At 47.8% G+C, this 573-nt stretch carries 1 protein-coding gene; it reads left to right on the top strand.

The annotated features are described in order from the left end of the window. Positions 1-513 (top strand): GH32 C-terminal domain-containing protein (locus AC1DUO_RS26115; protein WP_477989649.1); only part of this gene is annotated, 513 nt, incomplete at its 5' end. Positions 514-573: the final 60 nt, after the last annotated feature.

Genomic DNA, 573 nt, shown 5'->3' with positions numbered 1-573 from the left:
GGTATGCTCTCCCTGCCGCGCGAATTGAGCTTAGGTGATAATAATCGGGTGATGATGAAACCCATCGCCGAAGTGACCGCCCTGCGAGGCAACTATTTTCCTATTCCAGCCCACGGCCTGAACAATCAGCAGTTATTTGTCGCTGCAGATGCCGAAGCTGTTGAGTTATTACTGGAATGGGAGCGCTGTTCGTCTTTGGCGGAACAATATGGCATGGTGCTAGGAGATGGACTGCGTATTTACGTTGATAATCAGGCTCAGCGCTTAGTATTAGAGCGTAACTACCCTGACTTCTCACTTGTGGGAACGCGCAGCATTCCCCTGCCAGAGGACTGTATTCTTTCATTGCGAATTTTCATTGACCGCTCATCCGTGGAAGTATTTGTCAATGAAGGCGAAGCGTGTTTGAGCAGCCGAATTTATCCGCAACCAGGACAACGTGACATAATGCTGTTTGCAAATAGTGGAGCCGCTGCGTTAAAAGAAGCCGGATACTGGTCTCTGGATAAATAATTCCGCCAGATATTATCTTGCTTTTTATATTGTCCGTCTTTATTTCTGCCAGTCTCTGGC

This window comes from Rahnella sp. P4_A8 (assembly GCF_056402435.1).
Note: the sequence above shows the minus strand (reverse complement) of the source record. Positions and strands in the feature narration are given on the sequence as shown.